We start from the raw sequence: 20493 nt of genomic DNA on the forward strand, positions 1-20493 counted from the left end.
GGTCAGGATCCTACCTCAACCCACGCGCTGCCAGCTTCTGCCGCCTCGAGCTGGCCCTGCGAGATCGCTGCTAGCGTTGCTTCCAGCTCTTCCAGCTCGCCCGGGCGCACGGCCACGGTAAAGGTCACCGCGGCCGCATACGCGGTATCGGTTATCTCATAGCCGCGCCCGCGCAGGTCCGCTTCCACGCGCCCAGCCGTCGCGTGTGGGCACTCCACCGCATAAAGCTCCCGGCGCGCCCTGGTTACCGCGCGCACCTTCTCCATGGCCTCACTCACCGCGCCGCCATAGGCATGCACCAGCCCGCCGGCGCCCAGCTTGATGCCGCCGAAGTAGCGCACGACCACCGCGCATATATCGAGCATGCCGGAACCCTTCACCACATCCAGCATCGGCTTGCCGGCCGTACCGGAGGGCTCACCATCATCGGAAGAGCGCTCCACCGGGTTTGCGCCGTCGACGTGGTAAACGTAGGCGGAGCAGTGGTGGCGGGCGTCGGGAAAGCGGCTGCGGGCGGCGTCGATAAACGCGCGGGCCTCTTCCTCGTTAGTTACGCGGCCTATGAGGGTTATGAACCGGGAACGTTTAATCTCAATTTCGTGTTCGACCTGCCCCACCGGGCGAAGATAAGACTCCTGCATCACGCCACGAGGAACTCATACTCGGGGGTGCCGGGCTTAAGGTACTGCACGGAGATCTTGGATTCGCCCATGCGACCTAACAGCCCGTCGAGGTCCTCGGCGCGGCTAAGCTGCAGGCCCACCAGCGCAGCGCCAGTTTCCCGGTTATTGCGCTTTAGGTACTCAAAGAGCGTGATGTCATCGGTCGGGCCCAAAATCTCTTGCAAGAAGTGGCGCAGCTGGCCCGGCTCCTGTGGGAAATTCACTAGGAAATAATGCTTCAAGCCGCGGTGAACCAAAGAGCGCTCCATGATCTCGGCGTAACGCAGCACGTCATTATTGCCGCCAGAAATCACGCACACCACCGTCGAACCGGGCTTCAGGTCCAGTTGGTGCAGCCCCGCTACCGACAACGCACCGGCCGGCTCCGCAATGATTCCCTCATTTTGATACAGATTGAGCAGGTCCGTACACACCGCGCCCTCGGACACAGTGTCAAAGCTCAACCGCTCGCGATTGGCTTCCAAAATCTCATACGGCAGCGTGCCCAAGCGCTTCACGGCGGCACCATCCACAAAGGGGTCGACGTCTTCTAGCGTTACCGGCCCGCCATGATCAAACGCCGATCTTAGCGACGCCGTTCCCTCCGGCTCCATGCCCACCACTCGGGTCTGCGGCGCCATGTCCGCCATGTAGGAGGCAATTCCGGAAATCAGGCCGCCTCCTCCCACGGGAACGACGATGGTATCGAGCGACTTGCCCTTGGCCGAAAGCTGCGCCAAGACCTCCGCCGCGACGGTGCCCTGTCCGGTGATGGTGTCGCGGGCGTCGAAGGGCTCGATGAAGGTGGCGTCGCGCTCGGCGGCGTCGGCATGCGCGGCGGCAGCTGCCTCATCGAAGTTGGCGCCCACCACCACCAATTCCACTTGGTCGCCGCCGTGGACCAAGATGCGGTCGCGCTTTTGCATCGGGGTGGGTTCCGGCACGAATATCTTGCCGGCGATGCCCATCGTGCGGCAGGCATAGGCCACGCCCTGCGCATGATTGCCGGCCGACGCCGTGACAATTCCTCGGTCCCGCTGCTCTTGCGGCAAATTCGACATGCCGTTTAACGCGCCGCGAATCTTATAGGAGCGCACGTCCTGCAGGTCCTCCCGCTTGAGGTAGACCTCGCAGCCGGTCTCGGCCGACAGCCGGGCGCAATATTGCAGCGGAGTCGGGGCGATTTCCGAGCTAATCCGCGCCTGCGCCTGTTGGATATCGGATGCATGGATGGTCGAATCAGTCATGTCTTGACAGTCTACCCATTCACTGGAAATTCACTGTCCTTTAGTTGCACCGTTACCTACATCAGCAATAGTGGACATAACCACAAGAAAGGAATATCTATGCTTAAGCGCATCTCTCTCTGCGTTACCTCCTCGCTCGCCCTCGCCTGCGCCCCGGCTGCGCACGCCCACATTGTAGATAACGTGCTGGAGCACTCCGCGCCCAATGCCGCACTGCAGCTGGCCCCCATCGGTTCCCATGAATCCGGTGTGCTGGGTAAATCCTCCGCCGAAATCGTCGCCTACCACGCTGCGTCCCAGCGCATCCTCACCGTCAACGCACGCTCCGGCGAGATCGATATCCTCGACGGCTCCGATCCCACCCAGCCGCAAAAGATCGGCGCCATCTCCGCCGGCGGGGACAAGGAAATCAACTCCGTGGCCGTGCGTCCCGATGGCTTGGCCGTCGCCGCGGTACAGCAGGCGGATAAGACCGACAACGGCGAGGCGCTGTTCTTCAACGCCGCAACCGGCCAGGAGCTCGGACGCGTGGGCGTGGGAGCCTTGCCCGATAACGTGCACCTCACTGCCGACGGCCGCCATGCACTGATTGCCAACGAAGGCGAGCCTTCCGATGCCCTCAACGCCGAGGGAACCGCCTACCTCAAGGACCCGGAGGGCTCCATTTCCGTCATCAGCCTGCCCACCGACGTCGCAGCGCCGGCGCTTGGCGACGTCCACACGGCCGACTTCACCGCCTTTGATACCGCCGACCTTGACCCTTCAATCCGTGTCTTCGGCCCTTCCGCGCACCACAACCTGCCTTCGCGGGACTTCGAGCCGGAATACATCTCCTCCGCGGGCGGCAAGGCCTATGCCACGCTGCAGGAAAATAACGCCATCGCGGTCATTGATATCGAGTCCGCCACCGTAGAAAAGGTAGTCCCCGCCCATATTACAGACCACTCCCAGGTGCCGCTGGATCCGTCCAATAAGGATGATGCCGCGGAGCTGCGCACTATTCCGGTCAAGGGCCTGTCCATGCCGGACTCCATCGGCGCTTTCGAGGCAGGAGGCCAGACTTATTTCGCCACCGCCAACGAGGGCGATGCCCGCGAGTGGGGCGGTTATACCGACGAAGTAGAGCTCAAGGACCTGGTAAAGGACGGCAAGGTCTGCGATGACCTCGAGCTTCCCGAGGGCATCGAGGATAAGAAGTTTGCCGGCAACCTCAAGCTCACCAACGCTTCTGGCTGGAATGAAGAGAAGGGGTGCTTCGACGGCCTATATTCCTATGGCTCGCGCTCTTTTAGCATCTACGACGCCGAGGGAAACGTGGTCTTCGATTCCGGTGCGGACTTTGAATACATCACCAAGGATATGCCCGGCCTAAACTTCAACGCCGATAACGAGGATCCGGATTTCGATGATCGCTCCGATAACAAGGGGCCCGAGCCGGAAGCCCTGACCATTGGCGAGGTTGGCGATCGCACCTACGCCTTTATCGGCGCAGAACGCGTGGGCGGCATCTTCGTCTACGATGTAACCACCCCCGCCGAGGCAAAGTTTGTCACCTACGTCAATAATCGCGATTTTTCCGTTGACTACGACGAAAATGATGTCGCAGCCACGACCCTGGCCGGCGATCTCGGTCCCGAGGGCCTAGCCTTTGTCCCCGCCGCAGACTCCCCCACCGACGATGCCCTCCTTATCGTCGGCAACGAGGTATCCGGCACCACCACCGTGTTCTCCGTCAAGGACCTGCTTGCCGACGACGCCGACTCCCCTGCCGCATCCGGCAACTCCAACGGTTCCAGCAACAGCAGCAGCGGCAGCAGTGTCGCCGCCGGTATCGGAATCGTGGCCGGTTTGATAGGTCTCGGCGCCCTGATCGGCGGGGCGCTGGGCTTCCTGCCGAAGACCGTCGACGAGTTCTACGCGCTATTGCCGGCGCAGGTGCGCAAGCTTTTGCCATAGACCTTCCGGGATTTACCTGCTAAATTATTTGAGGCTAATAACTCTCACTCGAAGGAGAACCATGCGCAACCGTCTCAGCATTTCGCTCGTCGCCGCAACCGCAGTGGCAGCGGGCCTTGTAGCACCAGCAACCGCTTCTGCCGCTGAAGAGCAGCCGAAGCAGATCTCGGCTGAATGCCAGGCCGAGGTCGATAAGGCGAAAGAAGAACACCTCAAGAAAATCGAGAACGGCGAGCTCGGCTCTTCCGCCCGCACCCCGCAGGAGCTTATGCAGGGTCTGACCAACGGCTACGGTTCTTCGGGAATGCCGAAGGAGCCGGACTGCGTAGCCGAGGAGGCAGAGGCGCAGCAGATCGAGGCACTCAAGAAGCTTCCCATCTGGGGTTCTTCCTCCCCGGAGGAGTTCCTCGAGGTCATGAACTGGGTTACCGTGGCCGCCAGCCTCGTTGCCGCGCTGCTGCAGGCCCTCATTTTGGTTGCCAAGGTGAACCCCGCTGTGCTGGAGCCGATGAAGAATGCCCTCAAGCAGCTGGGCGTGCGCTTCTAAGCACTGAATAATTTAGCCGCTCCGGAGCTCCGGAGCGGCTTTGTGCGTTTTAGAAGAGTTCGCGGGTAGCAATCTCCGCGCCCTCGACCAAGGACTGCAGCTTCGCCCAAGCAATCTGGGGGTGCAGGCGGCCGCCCAGGCCACAGTCGGTCGACGCAATGACGTTTTCTAGGCCGACTACCTCCGCAAACTGGATGATGCGATCGGCCACGAGGCGCGGATGCTCTACCGCGTTGGTGGAGTGCGAGACCACGCCCGGATAAATCACGGTGCCTTCCGGCAACGCGTGGTCTTGCCAGACGCGCCACTCGTGTCCGTGGCGCGGCGAAGCGGCCTCGAAGGAGAAACCGCCGACCTCGGCGCGCAGGATTTCTTCGATGATTTCCGCAAATGGCACGTCGGTAACGTGTGGGCCGTGCCAGGATCCCCAGCAGATATGCAGGCGCGTTTGTTCCTTGGGCAGGCCGGCGATGGAATCATTCAGGACGTCGATACGCTCGCGGATAAAACCACGGAAGTCCTCGACCGACGGTTCCGGGTTGATTTGGTCCCAGGCCTCGGCCAAGTCGGGGGCGTCGAATTGCACAGTAAGCCCAGCATCGGTGATGGCCTGGTATTCGGTGCGCATGGCTCGGCCGACGTCGGCAAGCAGCTCATGCTCATCGTCATAGTAGCGGTTGGTCAGTCGTGCGGCCGAGCCAGGCGAAAGGGCGGCGATGAACCCGGGGGTGCCGGCTGGGAGGGCGTCGGCAAGCAGGCGAACATCGGCGGCGACCTCGTCCTGGCCGATGTAGGTTACCGGTCCGGTGAACTCTGGGTTCGCCACCTTGGCGCGGCCGGTGAAGATGCCAGAATCCGGGTCATTATAGGCCTCCGAGAACAGCGCGCGGTCGCGGCGATCAATAAACGACGTCAGCCGCGGCTCACCCGGCTTGGAGCGCACCACCTCGGCCGATTCCCAGCGGTCGGTATCCGTCATCGTCAGCCCGCCCAGGCGACTAAACGAATAATTCCACCACGCGCCATAATCCACCGCGCCGGAGGTGATATGGCCATACTCGCCCTCGTTAATGATGTCGAGGCCAAGATCGAGCTGCCGCTTGACGACGTCCGCTACCGCAGCCTCCAAAATCCCCTGGAACTCCGCGGCTGGCAGCTCCTCGCGCTTCAGGTTAGCTTCCAAAAGCTCCCGGGTGCGCGGCAGCGAGCCGACATGGGTGGTGCGAATCTTGTTTACCATCAGGTCTCCTCCATCGATATAGACTGTGCTGTCTAGATTAGTGGAGGGGGCCTGCCGCCGCCGAGTTTAAATTCAGCCTAATATGCCCGCGCCCATGGTGGCTTTAAGATCGCCCATGAGGTTGCCGGAGCGCTCCACGCGGAGGTGATCGCCGAGGATCATGGTGGTGGACTCGGCGCCGTCGACAAGCTCGAGGTACACGTCCGACTCGCCCTGGTTTTTAAGCAAGACCTGCTTGAGCCGGGCGATGTTTTCCATAGTGCACTGGTCCGTGCGCATAGTCAGGCGCAGCGGCAGGCCCGCGCCACCGCCAGGACCGAGGTCCGGCACGCGGATATCGGAGCAGAACAGGGAGCGACGCTCATCGCGGACCTTCACGTTCACACGCGCCAAGATGATATTGTCCTCCACAATCTGCGGGGCGACGAGCGAGTAAACCTTGTTGAATACCAAGATTTCCACCTGCGCGCCGTTGTGGTCTTCCACCGTAACGATGGCCCATGGCGAGCCATCGCGCTTGGAGAAGCGACGGTCGACGCCCGAGATAATGCCGCCGATGATGAGCTCTTGGCCGTTGTGCACCTCATCGTTGAGAATCTTGGTCAGCGGGGTATCCGTCTGCGCGGCCAGCGCCTCCTCGAAGCCATCGAGCGGGTGGCCGGAAACGTACAGGCCGAGCATCTCGCGCTCAAGGGCGAGCTCGTGCTTGCGCTCCCAATTATCTTCTGGAATGTCCAAGGCAAAGGCATTGGAGGCCTCGTCATCCTCTCCCCCGCCGATTCCGGCGAAGAGATCGAACTGGCCCTTGTCTGCGGCCTTTTTGGTGGTCTGCACCGCGTCAACGGCGTCCTCGTGTATGAGCATCAGGCCCTTGCGCGGATGATTCAAGTCATCGAAGGCGCCGGCCTTAATGAGCGCTTCTGTCACGCGCTTGGTGCAGGCGGCGAGCTCGATCTTGTCCAGGTAATCACTAAACGAGGTAAACGCGCCCTTGTCGTGGCGAGACTTAATGATGGACTCCACCACGTCCGAGCCAACGTTGCGGATAGCGCCCATGCCGAAGCGGATATCCTCTCCCACCGCCTGGAAGTCTTCTTCGGACTCGTTGACAGAAGGCGGCAGCACCTTGATGCCTAGGTGGCGGCAGTCCGAGAGGTAGATGGCGGACTTATCTTTTTTATCGCCCACCGAGGTCAACAGCGCAGCCATGTATTCCGGTGCGTAGTAAGCCTTGAGGTAGGCCGTCCAGAAGGACACCAAGCCATAGCCCGCGGCGTGGGACTTGTTAAACGCGTAAGACGCGAAGGGCTCGATGGTGCCCCAAAGCGCATCCATGGCGGACTTGGAGTAGCCGTTTTCTTGCATACCGCCCCAGAACTTGTCGTACTGCTGCGCCAGCACCTCCGGTTTCTTCTTACCCATCGCCTTACGGAAGCCATCTGCCTCGCCGGCCGTGTAGTTGGCGACCTTCTGCGAGATACGCATGATCTGCTCCTGGTAGACGATGAGGCCGTAGGTCTCATCCAGGATTTCCTTTAGCGGCTCTTCCAGCTCTGGGTGAATCGGGGTGATTTCCTTACGGCCGTTCTTGCGGTCCGCGTAGTCCCAGTGAGCGTTCACGCCCATTGGGCCAGGGCGGTAGAGCGCAAGGGAGGCCACGATATCCTTAAAGCCGGTTGGCTTCATGCGTTTGAGCAGCTCCTGCATGCCGCCGGAGTCGAGCTGGAAGACGCCAAGCGTATCGCCGCGCGAGAGCAGGTCGTAAACCTTGGAGACCTTGGGGTCATCGGCATGCAGCTGCTCGAGGTGGATTTCTTCGCCGCGGTTGCGCTTGATGTTTTCAATCGCATCGCCGATAACGGTGAGGTTGCGCAGGCCCAAAAAGTCCATCTTCAGCAGGCCGATGGCCTCGCACGCCGGGTAATCCCAGCCGGTGATATAGGCGCCGTCGGCCGGGCGCTTCCACATAGGAATGTGGTCCATGAGCCGGACCGAAGCCATAATCACCGCACAGGCGTGCACGCCCGCCTGCCTAACGACGCCCTCCAAGCCCCGCGCCGTGTCATAAATCTTTTTCACGTCTGGGTCGGATTCCACCATTTGGCGGACCTCGGCGGCCTCGGAGTAGCGCTCGTGGTCTGGGTCCGTGATGCCTTTAAGCGGAATGTCCTTGGCCATGATGGCCGGCGGCAGCGCGCCGTTGATGCGGTCGGCCATCTGGAAACCGGGCTGGCCAAAGTGCACCTTGGCCGAGTCCTTAATGGCCTGCTTCGTCTTCACCGTGCCGAAGGTAATCACCTGCGCCACCTTGTCTTCCCCCCAACGCTCAGCCGCATAGGTGATCATTTCACCACGGCGGCGGTCATCGAAGTCGATATCGATATCGGGCGCGGACGGGCGCTCTGGGTTCAAGAATCGCTCGAAGAGGAGATCGTGTTGCAGCGGGTCGATATTGGTAATGGTCAGCGCGTAGGCGACGAGCGCGCCGGCCGCCGAGCCACGGCCCGGCCCCACACGGATGCCCACGGAGCGCGCGTGCTTGATGAGCTCGGCCACGATGAGAAAGTAGGACGGGTAGCCCTTCATCTCGATGACGGAGATCTCATACTTGGCGCGCTCGATATATTCCTCCGGAACATCCCGGCCGGGGAAGCGCGCTTGCAGGCCCTCCATCACCTCATGGGTGAGCCAGGAGGTTGGGGTGTGGCCCTCGGGGACGTCGGCAATAGGCATGCGGTCGTGGGTGTGCTCTTCCCAGATCTCGCCGTAGTCTTGTACGCGTTCGGCAATCCACAGGGTGTTATCGCAGCCATCTGGAATCATATCGTCCCAGGTCTCGCGCATCTGCGCGGCCGATTTAATGTAATAGCCGGTGCCACCAAACTTGAAACGATCCGGGTCCATAAAGGTCTTGCCGGTCTGCACGCACAGCATTGCCTCGTGCGCTGGCGCTTGGGACTCCAGCACGTAGTGGCAGTCATTGGTCACCAGCGGCGGCAGGTCCAGCTTGCGGCCGATCTCTAGTAGGCCATCGCGCGTGCGCTTTTCGATGTCCAGCCCATGGTCCATCAACTCCAAAAAGAAGTTGTCCTTGCCGTAGATGTCCTGCCACATGGCCGCGGCTTCCAGCGCCTCGTTGAACTGGCCGAGGCGCAGGCGGGTCTGGACGTCGCCAGAGGGGCAACCGGTGGTGGCGATGATGCCGTCGGCATGCTCGGCGATAAGCTCGGCATCCATGCGCGGCCACTTGCCCAACTGGCCCTCGTAGGAAGCTAGAGAAGACAAGGTAAAAAGGTTGCGCAGGCCGGTCGCATTCTCCGCAATCATCGTTTGGTGGAGGTAGGCGCCGGACGCGGAGACGTCATCGCGCTTTTGATCCGGCGTGCCCCACAGCACGCGCTTTTTATTGAAGCGGGATTCGGGCGCCATATACGCCTCGATGCCGATGATGGGTTTGATTCCGGCGCCGGTCATGCGGCGGTAGAAGGCATCGGAGCCATACATATTGCCGTGGTCGGTCATCCCTACGGCCGGCATTTCTTGGCGAACCACCTCGTCGGCCAGCATATCGACCTTGGCCATGCCGTCCAGCATGGAAAACTCGGTGTGGTTGTGCAGGTGGACGAAGGAGGAGTTTTTGGCCATGCGGCTCATCATAGCGGGGCGGTCAAAATGGGCTATTATTTTGTGATGCTCTACACGCTCGCCGCCTACATCATGTGGGGATTTTTCCCCGCGTTCTTCCCTCTGTTGCTGCCGGCATCGCCGCTGGAAATCTTGGCGCACCGCGTGCTGTGGACCGCGGTGTTAGTCACCGGATTTTTGCTCCTCGGCGGCCGGTGGCGAGAAATGGTACGCATGGACAAGCGTACGTGGGCCTGGCTCGCGGCCGCGGGTGTATTCATCACGGCCAATTGGGGTACCTACGTGGTGGCGATTAATAGCAACCACGTGGCCGATGCGGCGCTGGGCTATTTCATCAATCCCCTGGTTTCGGTCGCCCTCGGCATGGTGTTTTTGAAAGAGCGGCTCCGCCCGTGGCAGGCCGGCGCTGTAGGGGTTGCGGCCATCGCGGTGCTGTATTTGACGTTCTTTACCGGCCAAGCGCCGTATATTTCGCTGCTGTTGGCCTTCAGCTTCGGCTTTTACGGGCTGCTCAAAAAGCAGGTACGGGTGTCCTCGGCCGTTTCAGTCGCAGCAGAGGCGCTCGTGATGTCACCGCTGGCGGTAGGCTACATCCTGTGGCTGGAAAGTAGCGGCCAGGGCACCTTCGCTAGCGAGGGCATCGGCCACGCGCTGCTTTTGGTCAGCGCTGGCTTGATCACCGCGCTGCCGCTTCTATGCTTTGCGGAGGGAGCACGGACGCTGCGCTTATCGACGATCGGCATGCTCCAATACCTCACCCCCCATCATGCAGATGCTGTGGGCTCTCTTTGTTACCCAGGAGCACTTTTCGGCGCACCGCTGGATCGGCTTCGGCATCATCGGCGTGGCCGTTGCGATTTACGTAGCCGATTTGGTGCGCATGGCTAGGAGCGCTTAAGTTTCTCGCGGGCGGCGCGGGCACGGCGGCGCACCGCACGTTCTTCTTCCGCCCGCAGCGCCCAGCGCGGCATCACTGCGACGAGAAAGATGCCATAGGCACACACGATCCCGGAAAACACCAGCGTCATCGGTGTGCCGCCGGTAATAAGGCCGAAAAGAAGTGCAATGCCGCAGACCACCACCGCGGCCCAGGCGGCGATATAAGCAAACTTGTAGTTGGGCATCCACTGCGAAAAGGGCTGCTTTGAGGACATGGGCCTAGCTTACGATCGCCACAGCGCGCGACGCCGCAGTGACACCGCGAAAATCACGTGGTGGGCCCGGTTTCTACGAGGTCGGGCGGAGGCGGATCCCAGGGGTTGACCCAGCGCACGCCGCGGGCCGTGCGCTCGAAGCGGCCGTTGCGCGGCGGGCCGATGCGGTGGTCGTCGTTGCGACCGTTGTGATAGGCGCAGGCGGTGGTAAGGTTCTTCGCATTCGTCCACCCGCCACCGGCCCAGCTGAAGATGTGGTGGACCTGGCACTCATCGGCGGGCTTATGGCAGCCCTTGACTGGGCAGGTGGGATTTTCCGCCGCCGCCATCATGAACTGCTTCCAGGTTGCCCCGCGGCGCATGCGGTACAGGTTCACCGGGCCCTCCACGGGATGTAGCAGGTGATAAACCCCTCCTCGGCTAGCGCGCGCTGGGCTAATTCTGCACCGGTAATTTGAGCGCCATTGGTCATGGTCAGCACCACATCGTCGCTGCCATGGGCCACGCCGACCAACTTATCCAGCGGCACCACAACATTGGTGCGCACAATAGAGGTGGCGGTACTGGTGCCGGTGCGGAAGAAAGAGGCGACGTCGGCAAGCGAGCCGGCCTGCTGGTGAAGTTCTGCGATAAGCGCGGAAGGGCCGGTGATAGAAAGCGTCCATGGCTTTCCTGCGGCGCGGCGCCGCAGGCTCACGCCAGGCTTTGGATCGCGTGGCGCGCGCATCTCGCGCAGCTTCTTGCGGGCACGCCTGTCCATCTCCCGCGTATCGCAGGCGATGTGGGCAAGCTCAGCGCGCAGGGCCCAGGCGCGGGCTTGGGTGGGTGCGCGCCGGGCATGCTTTTCGATGACCTCCAGCGTCGGCAGCGAATGGCGGTTGCGGCGCGCCCCATCCACCGCGCGGCGTTGGCGGCGCCGAAAGCTGGTGGGACCAAAGTAGACCTGCGCGAGCTGTGCAATAGATTCCGCTGAGGCATCGGGCATGCCTGCGGCTGTAAGGTCCACAGAGGACGCGTCGGCAGCCTCGGCGAGGATGTCCATCGCCGAGTTGAGCGCCGCGATATAAGCCCGAATGTGTTCCATGCCCCTGATGCTAAAAGCGCTGCGTAGGCAATGCGCGCCGCAGGCCCCAGGAGGGCAATATTAGCTGGGAGGGCGGATGGCGAAGCTGCCCCAGGCGGCGTCGGCGGGCGCGGGTTCGACGGCGGCGACGGAGGGAGTGGAGGCGACGTCGGCAAGCTGGGCGCCCGTACCCCACACCACGGCGGCGCTCACCGCGCTGGGGCGCTGCCCGTAGGAGGCATCGATGCGGTCGAAGGCGCGCTGGATGACGGCGGCGCGGTCCTCGCCGGCGGTGGGCTCTGGGACGTCGATGGGGGCGGTGGAGTCAATGAGGATGGCGTCCATGCGCGGGGCCGCGGCAACGGCGGCCGCGGCGGCCACGGGCGGCAATTCTTCGTCGAAGGTGACAAGGGCGTAGGCAGGCGCGTCTGGAATATCGCTGCCGGACACGCGCGCTATATACTCCTCGCGCGATTCCCCATCCGGGCCGAGCTGGTCTCCTTGCACCTGCGAAGAAGCTTGAGTCCCCAAGGCACCGAAGAGGGCCAGCGCCGCGATAAAAAGTACCGCGAGCATTGCCAGGGCCGCTAGCCGACGCCGCCGGTAGACCTTCCTCATCCCCGCAAAACCTCCAAAGCGTGCTCGAGATCGGCCGGGTACGGTGCTTTAATCTCGAACCACTTACCGGTACCGGGGTGGGTAAAGCCGAGTTTTACCGCGTGCAGCCATTGGCGCTCGAGCCCAAGACGCTTGGCCAGGTTCGGATCCGAGCCGTACATAGGATCGCCCACGCACGGGTGCCCGGTTGCAGACATGTGCACGCGGATCTGGTGGGTGCGGCCGGTCTCTAGGTGCACCTCGTTGAGGCTGGCCTCGCGGAAGGCCTCGATGAGGCGGTAGTGGGTGACGGCCGCTTTGCCGTCGTCAAGCACGGCGAATTTCCAGCCCGACTTGGGGTGGCGGCCGATGGGCGCATCGATGGTGCCCTCAATAGGGTCAGGCAGGCCTTGCACGACGGCGTGGTAGGTCTTTTTCACGCTGCGGTATTTAAAGGCGTGCTTGAGCGCGGAATAGGCGCGCTCCGAAGAAGCTACGACCATCACACCGGATGTGCCCACGTCGAGGCGGTGCACGATGCCTTGGCGCTCGGTCGGCCCGGACGAAGCCACGGTATAGCCGGCCGCGCGCAGCCCGCCGATAACCGTCGGCCCGTCCCACCCCACGCTCGGATGCGCGGCGACGCCCACCGGCTTATGCACGCAAATAATGTCGGCATCGCTGTAGAGCACATCCATGCCCTCGACCAGCTCTTCGCGCGGCAGCAGCGGCTTTTCTGGTTCCGGCAAAAGCACAGACACCACGTTGCCGGCAACCAGGCGCTCTGACTTTCCCAGTTCCTGGGAGTCTACGGTCACGCTGCCTTCGGCGCACAGCTGCGCGGTGGCGCTGCGGGAGAGGCCGAGGAGTTTGGCTAGGGCGGCGTCGGCACGCATGCCCTCAAGGCCTTCGGGGATTGGAAAGCTCCGCATTTGCCTATTCATGCTCGGCCTTCCTTTCCTCCAGCAGCATGGCGATGATAAAGAGCACCACACCGCATGTAATGGCCGCATCCGCAATATTAAATACGGCAAAGGAACCGACCGAAATATAGTCCACCACGTGCCCAAACCAGAATCCGGGCGCGCGGAAGATGCGGTCGGCGAAATTCCCCAGCGCGCCGCCGGAAATAAGCGCAAGCCCCACGGCCTGGCCGGTATGAGTAATGCGCGGGGCGGCGATAGCCACGCCCACTACGAATACCAGCTGGATGGTGGTAAAAAGCCACGTAGAACCCTCCCCGCCCATGGAAAAGGCGGCACCTGGGTTAAAAAGCAAGGTAAACCGGAACCAGTCCCCTATCACCGGCAGGGGCTCGCCCTCCGTGAGGATGGAGAGCATCACTTGTTTCACGGCTTGGTCTATTAACGCCACGGCGATGACTACCGCAGCGATAAGTCCTGTCTTACTCCTTCGTTTTTGGCTCACCCGGTCTATTCTAAACCGGAGCGTCCGGTATTTTGGTAAGCGTGTTTCGAGTCAAAGTTTTTGCAGCCCTGACCACAGCCGCCGTTGCGCTTACGGCGTGTTCTTATGAGAAGCCGGGCCCCGCGGTGGAACAGCCCGTGGGCCTTACTATCGACGCCCCGCGAGTCACCGTGGACAATCCCGGCACTGGGGAGAAAAAGCGCCTAGAGTACCGCGATATCGACTCCACGCAGGACGTGAACTACCGCGTTACCGAGGGATTTTCCCAAGATCTGCTGAAAAAATCCGCGGCCGAGAAGTTTCAGGCCTCTGACGTCGATTCCACCACCACTACCCTGCCGCTATCGGCCAAGGTAGATAAGGCGAGCGAGGACGTTGAGGATCAGCTGCCGGCCACCCGCAATGCCTTTGTCACGGCCGGTGCCCCGGAAACTTCTGGGGACACCGACGTCTCCTCAGCTGAGGGATTCCAATTTGGCTGGCGCGGCCAGGATACCGGCCAGATGAATTCGCTGCGCTTGGCCGCGCCCCAAGACGCCACGGATGAAGCCCGCGGCTCCGTCGAGCAGGCAATTATGAAGCTAACAGCCCTGCCCGTGGTTTTCCCCACCGATGAGGTAGGCAAGGGCGCGAGCTGGACGGTGGATTCGCGCGTAACCGGCGAGTCCACTTTGCTGCAAACGACTCGCTATACGGTTGATTCCATCGATGGGGACCGCGTGAAGCTCAACGTGGAGGTACAACAGCGGCCGTCGCTAGGCGCACTGTCCTTTGAGGGACAAGCCCAAGGCACGGAGCTGGAGGACAAAGAGCTCAACGTAGTGGACTCCAGTACCCAATCCAAGGGCAGCATCACGGTGGATCTGACCAAACCGCTGCCCGTGGGCGGTGATGTGTCCTTTGACACGAAGGTCATTTATGGCACCGCCGGCTCGGATCTGCGCGTGGTGCAGTCGAGCCTGACGGAGCTGAACTTTTCCTAGTTACTCAGCCGGGGCTTCTACAGGGGCCTCGGCTGGGGCCTGCTCGGCGCCGGCGGCGGGGGCATCGCCTTCGGCAGGGGCCGCATCCCCCTCGGCCGGAGCCGGAGCCGGGGCGGAGGCACCCGCACCGGTATCCGCGCACATCTCCGGAACCTGCTCTGGCGGCACGGTGTTTTGGATGAGAGTGCAAGCCCATGCCTTCGAAAGCTTCCAGGTACCATCTTCGTAGACGAATTCCACCTGGTCCGCGGTCTGCTGCTGGCCGTCGGCGGTAGTGAAGTTCACGGTGGTAAGCACGGACTGTGGGTCATAGCCAGGCAGTACGGGATCGACGACCTCAAACTCAGCGCCGGATTCCTCCTTGGACTTTGCCATGGTGTCGAAGATTTCCGGCGCGGTCTCGCCGCCCTGCACGGTGGCGGTCTTTTCCTGCTCAGAGGCGTTCGGGTCGGTGGCCTTGGCCAAGATCGCGTTGAGGTCCGCCGGGGACGGCAGCGCCGGGGCTGCGGAATCGCCGTCGGAGGAGGCGGATTCCTGCGTCTCGGTGTTGGTTGCGGCGGTATCGTCTTGCTCGTCGTCGGAAGAGCAGGCGGCCAGGGCGGTGACCGCGGTCAGTGCGAGGCACGCGGCGCTAAACTTGCGGAATTTCACTTCTAACTCCTCACGTCTGGGTTCTAAACTCCCATCAGTTTACAGCTGCACCAGCTTTTTCTGGGCTGCGCCGCCGCGTGGACCGAGATTTCTTTAACCTGGGGTGCATGTCCCGACTTGCTCTGATTGCCACCGGTGGCACAATCGCGTGCACCACCGTGGCCGATGGTTCTTTGGTTCCCACCATCTCTGGCGCGGATCTCGCCGCCGATACCGACGCCGAGGTGGTGGAGTTTCGCCAGCTCGACTCCTCTTCTATCACCTTGGCGGACCTCGATGAGCTCATTGCGGTGGTCAATTCGCAAACGGCGCGGGAGGATATTGGCGGCGTCATCATCACTCATGGCACCGACTCGATGGAAGAGACCGCATTGGCGCTGGAGATCTTCTGCGGCGGCACAAAACCCATCGTGCTCACTGGCGCGCAGCGTTCCTACGATCACCCCGAGGCCGACGGACCCAACAATCTGCGCGACGCACGCGATCTTGCCGCGAGCGGGCAGCCTGAGGTCTTCCTCTGCTTTGGCGGTGAGACCATTCCGGCGCGCGGTGCACGCAAGCGGCACACCAGTGACCTGCGCGGGTTCGAATCTATGCACGTTCCCGGCACCACCCCGCACATGGCCCCCGCCCCTCTAGCGCCGCACCCGGTAGAGATTATCTCCGCCTATCCGGGGGCTGGCCGCCTGCTGGTTGATGCCACCGTAAACTCCCCCGCCGCCGGACTCATTATTGAGGCCATGGGTTCTGGAAATATGGGCGAAGAGATGGGCCGCGCGCTTGCCGACGCCCTCCACGCCGGCCTCCCCGTCGTCATATCTACCCGCACGCCCTACGGCCCGACGGCGCTGGCCTACGGTGGCGATGGCGGTGGCGCTAGTCTCGGGAGACTTGGCGCCATCAGCGCCGGCTATTTCCGCCCCAGCCAGGCGCGAATTTTGCTCGCGGCGGCGCTGGCCACCGGCACCGATCCCGCGGAGCTCTTTGTGCAGGATTAACTGCACCTGACGGTTAGGATTCGCTGTTGAGCCAGTCTTGCCAATCGAGCGAGTCGAGCGGATCCGCAGGAACGAGCGCAGGATCATCGGCCGCAAAGGATTTGGTGCGTCCGGGCCCCGTCACACGGGTTTCAAAACGCACGCTGACCACCCCGTGGCCAGCTCCTTGGATCCAACCGTGCCCGTAGTCGGGATGGTAAACGTCTTGCGTTGCGTGCCAGTGGTTATCGGTTTCTTCTTCCACAGTCAGCGTGGCTAGAGGCGCAGCGGGGCCGGGCGCCGTGTCATCACTGATTCCGTTTTCATAGTCCGTATCTGCCGGCGCAGGACGCACGATCTCGCGATCTAGCTCTGGGAAAAGCACGTCTTGGCGTGCGTTTTCTAGGCCGGAATAGCTCACCCCCACTAGGCGGATAGGCCCCAGCTCATCTGGGTAGCGGGCAAGCTTGAAAGCGGCGGCGGTGAGCACGGCGGCGTCGTCAGTCGCGTACGGCAAGGTGGTCGACCGCGACTCGATGTGGAAATCCGCCATGCGCAGCTTCACCGTTACCGTGCGAGCGCCGCGCCCGTCCTTGAGCAGGCGACGATGCGCGCCTTCCGCTGCGCGGGCTATAGCTGCATCGACCTCCGGGGCGGTCTGCAGATCCTTCGGGTAGGTGTGCTCGGTGGAGATCTGTTTTGAAATAGCGCGCGGCGCTACCTCGCGGTCATCGATGCCGCGGGCCAGCTGCCACAGCTGCAGCCCCACCACGCTGCCGATGGAAATTTCTACTTCCTTGCGCGTCATTGCTGCAAGCTGCCCAATTGTCTCCACCCCGATGGACTTCAGCTTCGCTCCGGTCACTGGGCCGACGCCCCACAGCTTGCCCACCGCCAGCGGGTGCAGCATATCTAGCTGACGCTCTGCAGGGATGACGAAGGTGCCATCTGGTTTCGCCTCGCCCGATCCAATCTTGGCAAATTGCTTGCCCGAGCCCGCACCGATGGAACATGGCAGCCCCGTCTCCTCTCGAATGCGCGCGCGCAGCTCATCCGCCCAACGCTTGACCTCATCCGCGCTCGCTCCTTCGAGGGCGGCGGGTTCCATGAATGCCTCGTCGATGGAAAGTTGCTCGATGACCTCCACGTGTTGCGCAATGATTTCAAAAACACGACGCGAAGCCGCCGAATAGACTACCCGGCGCGGCTGCACCACCACCGCGCGCAATCCGACGAGCTGCTGCGCACGATACATCGGCATCGCTGAGTGCGCGCCGTACACGCGCGCCTCATAGGAGGCTCCGGCTACGACGCCGCGTCCGCTAGTCCCGCCCACCAATACCGGGCGCCCCTCCAGCGTAGGCCGAGTCAGCTGTTCGACAGATGCAAAAAATGCGTCCATGTCGATGTGTAAAACCCAGCGTTGCATGCGGCCCAGTCTAATAGGCGCACAGCCACATGCACTCCTTAGTGTTTGCGTGCCGTTAATTGAAGCTTTTACTTCTCTCCATCTCATCGTCACTCACACGCAAGGTCATGAATTTATCTTTTCAAGGACCGTTCCACACCGCTCCGCGCTCCCTAACGCGGCCGAATCGACACCGCTGTCTTGCATTGCACTACTGGATTCACCCAATGGAGGGATCAACCTTGTGAGTTCGACAGCTTAAAAATCACAGTCGCGGCCAGCAAACACTGGAGGGCAGCAATCCAGCCGAAAGGCAAACCATGCTCGGTAGCATCTTCGTCTTTTCAGATCTCCACTTGGGCCGCCCCGGCACCCCAGGGTTGGATTGGGCCCTGCAAGAACTAGAGACCGCCGCAAGTCTGGGTGCCACAACCTGCGTCTGCCTAGGCGATATCATCGACCGCAACGCCGACGCAGCCGAGTTTGTGCCCCAAGCCCGCACAGTTATGGCGCATGCCGCCAAACTATTCGACGAGGTCCATTTCATTTCCGGCAATCACGATACCCACCACACCCTGGACTTCCCGCCCGAGGTCACGGTCCATGGCTCGCAGGTGCATACCTTCCAGATAGGCACAACCACGGTTCTTACCGCAGCGGTGGCAACCGATCCGGACCCGCGCTGTCTCCAGCTTCCGCCGCGCCCTAGCGACGGCCCCTTCCTCGGCCTCTTACATTCTTCTGTCACCGGCGAGTTTTCCAAAGGCACCTGCCTGCCGCTTTCCGTGGCTCAGCTACAGGCGTGCGGCGCCGATGCCTGGATCCTTGGGCACGTCCACACCCCGCACGTGCTTGCCGACGCCCCCTTCATCGGCTGGGTCGGCATGGGCCACGGCTTACTCTTCAACCCGAATACGCGCCACGTCACACGACTGCATAACTAGATTCTTTCCCCACAAAGCACCACTTCACGTTTGCTTGCATGCAAGCTTGCATGCAAGATGAATGCATGTCCAATGAACGAATGCAACCCGCTGCGGAGCGCGCCTATATCTTCGTTAAAGACAAGATCATTGACGGTGCCTTCGAGCCTTCGCAGATGCTCTCGGAGGCATCCCTTGCTACGGAGATGGGCATTAGCCGCACTCCGATGCACGAGGCCTTCCTGCGTCTCGAAGTCGAAGGGTTTTTACAGCTCTACCCCAGGCGGGGCGCCCTCATCGTGCCGATTAGCCCGCAGGAAATACGCGAGGTCTATGAGGCGCGCCTGCTGGTGGACCGGCATTGCGCAGAAAGAATCTGTGCTTTGCCTGATGCCGAACGCGCGGACATTGCCGATGACCTCGATGCGACAATCGCGGAGCAAGATACCGCGCTTGATGGCGAGGATCTGCACGCATATACGCATCTCGATGCCCGTTTCCATCAGATCATCATGGACGGCGGCGGCAATAGCCTGCTAGCCGGTCTAGGCCACCAGCTGCGCGAGCGCCAGCAGCGGTTTACTGCCACGGCCATTGGCCGCAACGTCGCCCGTGCCCGCACCTTCGTGGATCAGCACCGCACGCTTGCCGATGCCCTCCGCGCCGGCGATCTCGAGGCCTACTTCTCCGCATTGGACACCCACCTAACCAACTCAAAGAATCAACTATGACTGAAACCTTTTCTAAGAACGCATGGTTCCCCGTCGCCGGCAGCATGGTCGCTGTGGCGTGGGGCGGCAATGAGTTCACTCCACTCTTGGTCATGTACCGCGAGCAATCTCACTTCTCGCAGGTCACCGTCAATGGCCTCTTAGCCGCCTACGTCCTCGGTATCGTGCCGGCGCTGCTCATCTCTGGCCCGCTTTCAGACTACATCGGGCGCCGCCCCACGATGTTGCCCGCTGCTCCCCTATCGCTCCTGGGCTCATTCCTGCTATCCATCGCACCGAATGAGCCTTTAGTCATTGCCGTGGGCCGCATCCTGTGTGGCTTAGCGTTGGGCATCGTTATGGCAGTCGGCTCCACGTGGGTAGCAGAGCTTATTACCCGCGCCGGCGGTGATCCCGCAGCCGGCCCACGCCACGCCTCCATGTGCTTGACCTTAGGCTTCCTGATCGGCGCGGGCCTCGCTTCGGTGCTGGCGCAATGGGGCCCGTGGCCAACTCACTTGGCCTATATCCTGCACATCCTCCTTACCGTCGCTACTGCCGTTTGGCTGATGAAAACGCCGGAGACCCGCCCGCCTCGTGGCGCAACGGTGAAAGATACCTTCCTCGACCTGAGCATCCGCGATATGCTGCGTATGCTGCATATTCCCTCTGCTGCCCACCGCCGCTTCGTGCGAATTGTTCTTCCGGTAGCCCCGTGGGTCTTTGGTTGTGCTGGTGCTGCCTATGCCCTCCTTCCCCAGCTTCTTTCCAAATCCGCCGGCGATGCCCCCATCGCCTTTTCCGGACTCATGACCGTTATCACCTTGGGCTGCGGCGTCGGTATCCAGATGCTTGGCAAGATTATTGATACCAGCCGGTCCGCCCGCGCGTCGGCCGTTGCCATGGGGGTTATCACCGTCGGCACGGTCCTCGGCGCGGTGGCCTCGCACACCCGCTCGCTGCCGCTCGGCATCGCCGGCGCAGCAGTAATGGGTGCAGGCTACGGCCTTGCACTGGTCGCCGGACTTTCCGAGGTCCAGCGCATCGCCCGCGCAGAAGAACTCGCTGGCCTTACCGCCGTCTACTACTCGGTGTCCTATACCGGCTTCTTTATCCCCATGGCCTTCAGCGCACTCGCCCCGCTGCTCGGCTTTACCACCCTTTTCCTCATTGGCGCTGTGCTCGCACTGTGCTGCCTGGTTAACGTGGTCCTCGGCTGGCGCGCCCACCTGCCCGGCCCGGTCCGTTAAGTCCTATCACTCATAAAAATTGCCCAGCCATTCCGGCTGGGCAATTTCTTTT

Annotated in this window: 19 protein-coding genes and 1 pseudogene; 8 read left to right on the forward strand and 12 right to left on the reverse strand. The window is 62.0% G+C overall.

Annotated elements, in window-relative coordinates; all coding sequences use genetic code 11:
• Nucleotides 1-2: 2 nt before the first annotated feature.
• Nucleotides 3-641, reverse strand: a complete 639-nt coding sequence (locus L8V01_RS02075; RefSeq protein WP_269945894.1) for a YigZ family protein — start codon at nt 639-641, stop codon at nt 3-5.
• Nucleotides 641-1909 carry a threonine ammonia-lyase IlvA gene (gene ilvA / locus L8V01_RS02080; protein WP_269945500.1) on the reverse strand — a complete coding sequence of 423 codons (1269 nt, stop codon included), beginning with the start codon at nt 1907-1909 and terminating at the stop codon, nt 641-643. The genes L8V01_RS02075 and ilvA overlap by 1 nt, the downstream gene beginning before the upstream one ends.
• Nucleotides 1910-2008: 99 nt before the next feature.
• Here ilvA and L8V01_RS02085 point away from each other — a divergent pair, with 99 nt between their 5' ends.
• Both L8V01_RS02085 and L8V01_RS02090 read left to right on the forward strand, forming a co-directional pair.
• Nucleotides 2009-3865: a choice-of-anchor I family protein gene (locus L8V01_RS02085; protein WP_269945501.1), complete on the forward strand. Its 1857-nt coding sequence runs from the start codon at nt 2009-2011 to the stop codon at nt 3863-3865.
• A 61-nt stretch (nt 3866-3926) separates the two neighbouring features.
• On the forward strand, nt 3927-4412 hold the full coding sequence (locus tag L8V01_RS02090; RefSeq protein ID WP_269945502.1) for a hypothetical protein: 486 nt from the start codon (nt 3927-3929) through the stop codon (nt 4410-4412).
• A gap of 49 nt (nt 4413-4461) precedes the next feature.
• Here the strand turns inward: L8V01_RS02090 and L8V01_RS02095 are convergent, their stop codons facing one another.
• Together L8V01_RS02095 and dnaE are read right to left on the reverse strand one after the other, a co-directional pair.
• Entirely contained in the window at nt 4462-5652 is a 1191-nt protein-coding gene (locus tag L8V01_RS02095) for a cobalamin-independent methionine synthase II family protein (protein ID WP_269945503.1), read from the reverse strand.
• Between the two features lie 72 nt (nt 5653-5724).
• Nucleotides 5725-9297 (reverse strand): DNA polymerase III subunit alpha, encoded by a 3573-nt coding sequence (gene dnaE, locus L8V01_RS02100; protein WP_269945504.1) that lies wholly within the window; start codon nt 9295-9297, stop codon nt 5725-5727.
• A 45-nt stretch (nt 9298-9342) separates the two neighbouring features.
• Between dnaE and rarD the strand changes: the two are divergent.
• Nucleotides 9343-10195: pseudogene (gene rarD, locus L8V01_RS02105) on the forward strand (EamA family transporter RarD).
• Here the strand turns inward: rarD and L8V01_RS02110 are convergent.
• Genes L8V01_RS02110 through lspA form a run of 6 tightly spaced genes read right to left on the reverse strand, consistent with a single transcriptional unit; the run spans nt 10182 to nt 13539 of the window.
• Entirely contained in the window at nt 10182-10451 is a 270-nt protein-coding gene (locus tag L8V01_RS02110; protein ID WP_269945505.1) for a permease, read from the reverse strand. The pseudogene rarD and the gene L8V01_RS02110 sit on opposite strands and share 14 nt — an antisense overlap.
• A gap of 53 nt (nt 10452-10504) precedes the next feature.
• Entirely contained in the window at nt 10505-10828 is a 324-nt protein-coding gene (locus L8V01_RS02115; RefSeq protein ID WP_269945506.1) for an HNH endonuclease signature motif containing protein, read from the reverse strand.
• Nucleotides 10825-11535 carry a hypothetical protein gene (locus tag L8V01_RS02120; RefSeq protein WP_269945507.1) on the reverse strand — a complete coding sequence of 237 codons (711 nt, stop codon included), beginning with the start codon at nt 11533-11535 and terminating at the stop codon, nt 10825-10827. The genes L8V01_RS02115 and L8V01_RS02120 overlap by 4 nt, the downstream gene beginning before the upstream one ends.
• Nucleotides 11536-11595: 60 nt before the next feature.
• Nucleotides 11596-12132 (reverse strand): hypothetical protein, encoded by a 537-nt coding sequence (locus L8V01_RS02125; RefSeq protein ID WP_269945508.1) that lies wholly within the window; start codon nt 12130-12132, stop codon nt 11596-11598.
• Nucleotides 12129-13055 (reverse strand): RluA family pseudouridine synthase, encoded by a 927-nt coding sequence (locus L8V01_RS02130; RefSeq protein WP_269945509.1) that lies wholly within the window; start codon nt 13053-13055, stop codon nt 12129-12131. The genes L8V01_RS02125 and L8V01_RS02130 overlap by 4 nt, the downstream gene beginning before the upstream one ends.
• The gene (gene lspA, locus L8V01_RS02135; protein WP_394371637.1) at nt 13048-13539 is read right to left on the reverse strand and encodes a signal peptidase II; all 492 of its coding nucleotides are present in this window, start codon (nt 13537-13539) and stop codon (nt 13048-13050) included. Before lspA ends, L8V01_RS02130 begins: the two co-directional genes overlap by 8 nt.
• Nucleotides 13540-13580: 41 nt before the next feature.
• On the opposite strand from lspA, the gene L8V01_RS02140 reads away from it, so the two are divergent.
• Nucleotides 13581-14522 carry a hypothetical protein gene (locus L8V01_RS02140; RefSeq protein WP_269945510.1) on the forward strand — a complete coding sequence of 314 codons (942 nt, stop codon included), beginning with the start codon at nt 13581-13583 and terminating at the stop codon, nt 14520-14522.
• Here L8V01_RS02140 and L8V01_RS02145 read toward each other — a convergent pair whose 3' ends face one another.
• Complete coding sequence (locus L8V01_RS02145; RefSeq protein WP_269945511.1) at nt 14523-15173, reverse strand: WKL family lipoprotein; 651 nt, start codon at nt 15171-15173, stop codon at nt 14523-14525.
• A gap of 107 nt (nt 15174-15280) precedes the next feature.
• Between L8V01_RS02145 and L8V01_RS02150 the strand changes: the two genes are divergently transcribed.
• Nucleotides 15281-16171, forward strand: coding sequence for an asparaginase (locus tag L8V01_RS02150; RefSeq protein WP_269945512.1), 891 nt, complete (start codon nt 15281-15283; stop codon nt 16169-16171).
• A gap of 13 nt (nt 16172-16184) precedes the next feature.
• On the opposite strand, the gene L8V01_RS02155 is transcribed toward L8V01_RS02150, so the two are convergent.
• On the reverse strand, nt 16185-17579 hold the full coding sequence (locus L8V01_RS02155; RefSeq protein ID WP_269945513.1) for a DNA polymerase IV: 1395 nt from the start codon (nt 17577-17579) through the stop codon (nt 16185-16187).
• A gap of 299 nt (nt 17580-17878) precedes the next feature.
• Here L8V01_RS02155 and L8V01_RS02160 point away from each other — a divergent pair, with 299 nt between their 5' ends.
• The 3 genes from L8V01_RS02160 to L8V01_RS02170 all read left to right on the forward strand — a co-directional run bounded on the left by L8V01_RS02160 (nt 17879) and on the right by L8V01_RS02170 (nt 20441).
• Complete coding sequence (locus tag L8V01_RS02160) at nt 17879-18502, forward strand: metallophosphoesterase (RefSeq protein ID WP_269945514.1); 624 nt, start codon at nt 17879-17881, stop codon at nt 18500-18502.
• A gap of 65 nt (nt 18503-18567) precedes the next feature.
• The gene (locus L8V01_RS02165) at nt 18568-19212 is read left to right on the forward strand and encodes a GntR family transcriptional regulator (protein WP_269945515.1); all 645 of its coding nucleotides are present in this window, start codon (nt 18568-18570) and stop codon (nt 19210-19212) included.
• Complete coding sequence (locus L8V01_RS02170; protein WP_269945516.1) at nt 19209-20441, forward strand: MFS transporter; 1233 nt, start codon at nt 19209-19211, stop codon at nt 20439-20441. The genes L8V01_RS02165 and L8V01_RS02170 overlap by 4 nt, the downstream gene beginning before the upstream one ends.
• Nucleotides 20442-20493: the final 52 nt, after the last annotated feature.

Source organism: Corynebacterium curieae (assembly GCF_027570035.1).
GTDB lineage: Bacteria > Actinomycetota > Actinomycetes > Mycobacteriales > Mycobacteriaceae > Corynebacterium > Corynebacterium curieae.

Excerpts from the sequence above, each read along its gene's own strand:
- L8V01_RS02075 (WP_269945894.1), bottom strand. The coding sequence starts at position 641 with ATGCAGGAGTCTTATCTTCGCCCGGTGGGGCAGGTCGAACACGAAATT.
- ilvA (WP_269945500.1), bottom strand. The coding sequence starts at position 1,909 with ATGACTGATTCGACCATCCATGCATCCGATATCCAACAGGCGCAGGCG.
- L8V01_RS02085 (WP_269945501.1), top strand. The coding sequence starts at position 2,009 with ATGCTTAAGCGCATCTCTCTCTGCGTTACCTCCTCGCTCGCCCTCGCC.
- L8V01_RS02090 (WP_269945502.1), top strand. The coding sequence starts at position 3,927 with ATGCGCAACCGTCTCAGCATTTCGCTCGTCGCCGCAACCGCAGTGGCA.
- L8V01_RS02095 (WP_269945503.1), bottom strand. The coding sequence starts at position 5,652 with ATGGTAAACAAGATTCGCACCACCCATGTCGGCTCGCTGCCGCGCACC.
- dnaE (WP_269945504.1), bottom strand. The coding sequence starts at position 9,297 with ATGGCCAAAAACTCCTCCTTCGTCCACCTGCACAACCACACCGAGTTT.
- L8V01_RS02110 (WP_269945505.1), bottom strand. The coding sequence starts at position 10,451 with ATGTCCTCAAAGCAGCCCTTTTCGCAGTGGATGCCCAACTACAAGTTT.
- L8V01_RS02120 (WP_269945507.1), bottom strand. The coding sequence starts at position 11,535 with ATGGAACACATTCGGGCTTATATCGCGGCGCTCAACTCGGCGATGGAC.
- L8V01_RS02125 (WP_269945508.1), bottom strand. The coding sequence starts at position 12,132 with ATGAGGAAGGTCTACCGGCGGCGTCGGCTAGCGGCCCTGGCAATGCTC.
- L8V01_RS02130 (WP_269945509.1), bottom strand. The coding sequence starts at position 13,055 with ATGAATAGGCAAATGCGGAGCTTTCCAATCCCCGAAGGCCTTGAGGGC.
- L8V01_RS02150 (WP_269945512.1), top strand. The coding sequence starts at position 15,281 with ATGTCCCGACTTGCTCTGATTGCCACCGGTGGCACAATCGCGTGCACC.
- L8V01_RS02155 (WP_269945513.1), bottom strand. The coding sequence starts at position 17,579 with ATGCAACGCTGGGTTTTACACATCGACATGGACGCATTTTTTGCATCT.
- L8V01_RS02160 (WP_269945514.1), top strand. The coding sequence starts at position 17,879 with ATGCTCGGTAGCATCTTCGTCTTTTCAGATCTCCACTTGGGCCGCCCC.
- L8V01_RS02165 (WP_269945515.1), top strand. The coding sequence starts at position 18,568 with ATGTCCAATGAACGAATGCAACCCGCTGCGGAGCGCGCCTATATCTTC.
- L8V01_RS02170 (WP_269945516.1), top strand. The coding sequence starts at position 19,209 with ATGACTGAAACCTTTTCTAAGAACGCATGGTTCCCCGTCGCCGGCAGC.